The 4,575-nt window shown below is 33.3% G+C and carries 6 protein-coding genes and 1 pseudogene; 4 read left to right on the forward strand and 3 right to left on the reverse strand.

Annotated elements, in window-relative coordinates; translation table 11 throughout:
* Positions 1-132 (reverse strand): annotated as a pseudogene (locus VJ881_09205) (group II intron reverse transcriptase/maturase).
* 135 nt (positions 133-267) lie between these two features.
* Between VJ881_09205 and VJ881_09210 the strand changes: the two are divergent.
* The 4 genes from VJ881_09210 to VJ881_09225 all read left to right on the forward strand — a co-directional run bounded on the left by VJ881_09210 (position 268) and on the right by VJ881_09225 (position 3,282).
* Positions 268-792, forward strand: a complete 525-nt coding sequence (locus VJ881_09210) for a DUF6431 domain-containing protein (GenBank protein ID HKL76230.1) — start codon at positions 268-270, stop codon at positions 790-792.
* Between the two features lie 155 nt (positions 793-947).
* Positions 948-2,207 (forward strand): DDE-type integrase/transposase/recombinase, encoded by a 1,260-nt coding sequence (locus VJ881_09215; protein HKL76231.1) that lies wholly within the window; start codon positions 948-950, stop codon positions 2,205-2,207.
* On the forward strand, positions 2,207-3,007 hold the full coding sequence (locus tag VJ881_09220; protein ID HKL76232.1) for an AAA family ATPase: 801 nt from the start codon (positions 2,207-2,209) through the stop codon (positions 3,005-3,007). The genes VJ881_09215 and VJ881_09220 overlap by 1 nt, the downstream gene beginning before the upstream one ends.
* Positions 3,007-3,282: a hypothetical protein gene (locus VJ881_09225; protein ID HKL76233.1), complete on the forward strand. Its 276-nt coding sequence runs from the start codon at positions 3,007-3,009 to the stop codon at positions 3,280-3,282. The genes VJ881_09220 and VJ881_09225 overlap by 1 nt, the downstream gene beginning before the upstream one ends.
* Positions 3,283-3,427: 145 nt before the next feature.
* On the opposite strand, the gene VJ881_09230 is transcribed toward VJ881_09225, so the two are convergent.
* Positions 3,428-3,760, reverse strand: a complete 333-nt coding sequence (locus VJ881_09230; GenBank protein ID HKL76234.1) for an AAA family ATPase — start codon at positions 3,758-3,760, stop codon at positions 3,428-3,430.
* Positions 3,761-4,046: 286 nt separating this feature from the next.
* The coding region (locus VJ881_09235) for an O-antigen ligase family protein (GenBank protein ID HKL76235.1) at positions 4,047-4,575 on the reverse strand (529 nt) is incomplete at its 5' end.

Consider the following 4,575-nt stretch of genomic DNA (forward strand, 5'->3'; position numbering starts at 1 on the left):
TTTAAGTGATACACAATGTGTTACTGCATCATCTGCATATCTTGCCCAATCAATAGCTTGAAATTCTTTTTCCATGTAATCATCAAAAGCGTAGTGTAGAAATAAATTTGCCAATACTGGACTAATTACTCCACCTTGTGGTGTGAATCAGCAAATTATTTTATCATAATTTAACATAAATTTTTCAAATTATATTTATGTTTTTCCTTCTTTTTTCCCCTTTAATTTGATAAAATGTTTTCAAATTATTTTAGGGGAGGGTTTTTTATGCAGATAATACATAATTTCGGTATTTCACCTGAAGAATATTTTTTTAATGGTCAAGATAATGATTTTCCGAAAATTGACAGATGTCCTAAATGTAATGATATTATGATAAAACATGGTTTTTATGAAAGATTTGTTGTTAGTATTTCCCGTAAGACTTACATAATTATTATCAGAAGGTTTAAATGCAAGCATTGTGGTCAAACGGTTTCAATACTACCTTCTTTTTTATTACCACAGTTTCAACGGTCTTTAGAATTTATATTTTACTGTCTGGATCAATATTTTCTTAAAAGAAATTATTCTTTAAAGCACCGTCAGGTTCATTTTTACTGTAGTCGTTTTAAAAAGAACATACCAGGAATCATCTCTTTTTTTAGAGAGAAATCAAATTCTTTTTATGTTGTTGGGAAAAAGATTAATAAAAAAGCCATAAAACTCATTGAAATGATAAAGAGCTGCTCGGCTCATACCTTCTCCCAAAGGTATCACAATCACTTCAATAAAGATTTTATGGCACTTTAATTTTACCATAAAAATTACCTTTTGGGAAGGGTTTTTCAAAACACACTATCTTTCACTGGATAAAGTTATTTTTTTGCTATAAAATGTCATTATTCGGAATGTTAGCCGGCTAGCCTTCCAATAATATTTAAATTTACTAAAAGGAGGCAACTATCATGACCGAAAATGACAGAGAAAAAATAGCTTTATTTCGCTATGGATTAATTTCTCCTATCCTTAATGGACAGGTTAAAAATCAAAAAGAATATTTACAAAAAGAATCTACCAAAGTTCATAATGTACCCTATTATGGCTCCAAAGACTATGTACCTAAAACAATTTATGGTTGGCTTAGAGCTTACCGCAGAGGTGGTTTTGATGCCTTAAAGCCTAAACGCCGCTCTGATCGAGGACGAAGTCGTAAAATTACAGGTCAATTAAAGAACAAACTTTTAAAGTCAAGAGAAAACAATCCCGGAATTTCTGTGAAATTATTTTACGACCAGATGGTGAAAAAAAATGAATTTAGGCCTTCGGAACTTTCCTATTCTACTGTTTACCGTTTTTTTAAAAAGAATGATTTAATTAAAACTGACGTTGAAAAACAACCTGACCGTAGACGTTTTTCTTTTGATATTGTCAATAAAATGTGGCAGGGAGATTTATCCTATGGCCCCTGGCTTAATATTAATGGTAAAAAGAAAAGAAGTTATCTTCTGGCTTTTATTGATGATTATTCCAGGATTGTTCCTTACGGGATGTTCTCACTTACAGAAAAATTCTCTGGACTTAAAAAAGTATTTTCACAGGCCTTGCTACGAAAAGGGATACCTGATCTAGTCTATGTTGACAACGGACAAATATATACCTCAGATAGGCTTCATCTGGCTTGTGCTGAATTGGGTATTACTCTAATTCATACTAAGCCCTACGACGCGGCCAGCAAAGGGAAAATAGAAAGGTTTTTCTCTACTGTTAAAAAAAGGTTTGTTCCTCTTTTAACTAAAGAAGATAAATCATCTCTTAATAATTTAAATCAGGCCTTCTGGCAATGGTTGGAAACAGACTATCACCGTAAAAAACATTCCTCTTTAGATAAAACACCACTTGAAGTATATATGGACCAGATAAGCAAAGTTAAAACCCTTGATAATCCTGAGATTCTGGAGAAAATATTTCTTAAAAGAGATACCCGCAAGGTAAAACATGATGGTACCATCTCTTTTAAGAAAAAACTTTATCAAGTACCTCCTTCTCTTATTGGTAAAAAAATAGAGATAAGATTTAATCCAGAAACCAAAAAAGAAATATATATCTATGAACAGGGTCAAGAAATTGCTAAAGCAGAACTGGTAAACTTACAAGAAAATGCCTATCTTAAACGAAAGAGACATCTTGATTATCAGAATCTTATTCCTGAAGGGAGCAAAAATTAATGTATAGAACATATTACTCTTTATCCACTCGCCCCTTCAGTAAGGAAATTAAGACCCATAACCTCTTTGAATCTGATAATTTTAAAGAAACTATCTCCAGATTAAATTACCTAAAAACAACTAGAGGTATTGGTGTCATTGTCGGTGAATCAGGCTGTGGAAAAACTTCTGCCTTAAGAGCATTTGCTGATAATCTTAATTCCTCACTTTTTAAAGTCATTTATTCCCCCCATTCTACCGGTTCGGTTATGGATTTTTACAGAAACATAGCTACCGGCTTAGGGGAAAAACCTGTTTTTCGCAAGTCTGCTTTATTTAAACAAATACAGGCTGCTATCAGTAACTATTATGTTGAAAAAAATGTAACTCCGGTTTTTATCATGGATGAAATGCATCTTTCTTCCAATAAATTTTTAAATGAACTCAGTATTCTTTTTAATTTCTCCATGGATTCTAAAAATCCTTTTGTTTTGATTTTATCAGGTTTATCCTTTTTTCTGGATAAATTGAATTTAAATCAAAATCAATCCCTGACACAAAGAGTGGTGATGAAATATCATATGATTCCTTTAACTAAAGATGAGGTGGAAAAATATATTGAACATCATCTGCAATTAGCTGGCAGTAATAATGCTATATTTACTCCTGGAGCCATTGAAGCTATTACTTCTAATTCCAGGGGGCTACCCCGGCTAGTAAACTCTTTAGCCACCAATTCACTGCTTATTGGCTGTCAGATGAAAGCTGACAGCATCAATGAAGAAGTCGTTTTTAAAGCCAGCGAGGAGGTGGGGCTTTGATGAAAAAAGGAAAATTAAAATATTACCCGAAATATGGGCATTGGAAAATCGTAGATAAAAAGTGTACACTACATGATCCAGACCCCTTTTATACCTCTATAGCAATTAAATTATATGGAATGTATATAAATTGTATCATCTCTTACATTACAGAAAACATTATAAAAAAACCTGGCTGGTACGTTCAATTTCTAGATGCCACTTTTGCTCTTGATAAATCACAAACCTATGAAATCGAGTATAATATTGACGAGGATTTACTTTGTCCTTTCTAAAAAATTAATGGGTATTCTTTTATGAGGATACCCTTTTTCTTTTTCTGATAAGGAAAAATAATTTGATTAAAAACAAATATAGTTAATTTATTTTGAAAAATTACCATATTAAATCGGTATATTTATGATAAAATAATGTGAAAAATTAAGTAATTTTAATTTGCAAGTTCACAGCTGAACCTGGTATGATTTTCTTATCGTCTTTATCGGGCAGCTCAACGATTACTTCATCTATTGTTTTTCGGCCTGTGAGCAGATCGAAAAACTTGCTGTCATCCTTCTGGCTGAGATTGATGTCAGTCAGATCAGTCTGTAAATCGAGATCCAGCATGACCACCGAGTAGTCGGCATTGGCTAGTTCCTCTGCTATGACTGTGGTCAGAATTGTCTTTCCGATACCGCCCTTTCGGTTAGAGATACTTATTGCTTTTAGCTCGAGTGTGCTTTCAGCTTTAGTTGTTATTATCTGTTTAGGCACTTTAGTTTCCTCCTCTCTCTACGTAAACAGTTTACGTCTACGTTTACTTTATTATTTTGTTAGTAGAGATTGGAGAAGGAGCTGCTGTTGGAAAGAGTTTAAAAGCTTTGGTGAATGTTGAAGGAGCAGTAGTTTGGGAAGGTTTTCTATTCTGTAGGCATGAAAAAAATCCCGCCGGCCACCTGGGAAAGATGACTGACGGGACTTCTAGGTCTTTCTTTATTTCTTTTTACCGCTTCATTTTGGTAGACAATTGCTGTATTTGTTTTCTCTATTTCAGCTTGTTTTATTGAAGTGAATCATTTTTCAACTTCATATTAATACTGATACCTATACCAAATAGTATCCAAAACACTGGTGCTACTGAAACAACACTATCATTGAATAAACCTGCTACTGCATATCCTATCACTGCAGCTAAAATACCTACTCCAACTTTAGTATAAAAATCATCATAGTTTCTTTTCCAATAGATTTTTATACTCTGATAGATATATATAGCAAGCATTGACATTATAGCAAGCATTGAAACTATCCCTGTGTTAACACCCATCTGAAGATACATATTATGTGGTTTATCAACTATTTTATTGGCTACACCAAATGCTTTAAGCTTACCAACAAAATCATTCTGAGGAAATACTATTGCATAGACATCTACCCCATCTCCCAGAAAGAAGTTATCTTTAAGCAGTGGTATTGTTCTTGACCAGATATAGCCTCTAGATGACCCGAGACGCTCCTTGCCTTCAAAACCCCAGCTTTCTATTTCTTCTATTTTATAGGCCTGACTGTTATGACCTACTATATAGAAT

This window comes from Halanaerobiales bacterium (genome assembly GCA_035270125.1).
GTDB lineage: Bacteria > Bacillota > Halanaerobiia > Halanaerobiales > DATFIM01 > DATFIM01.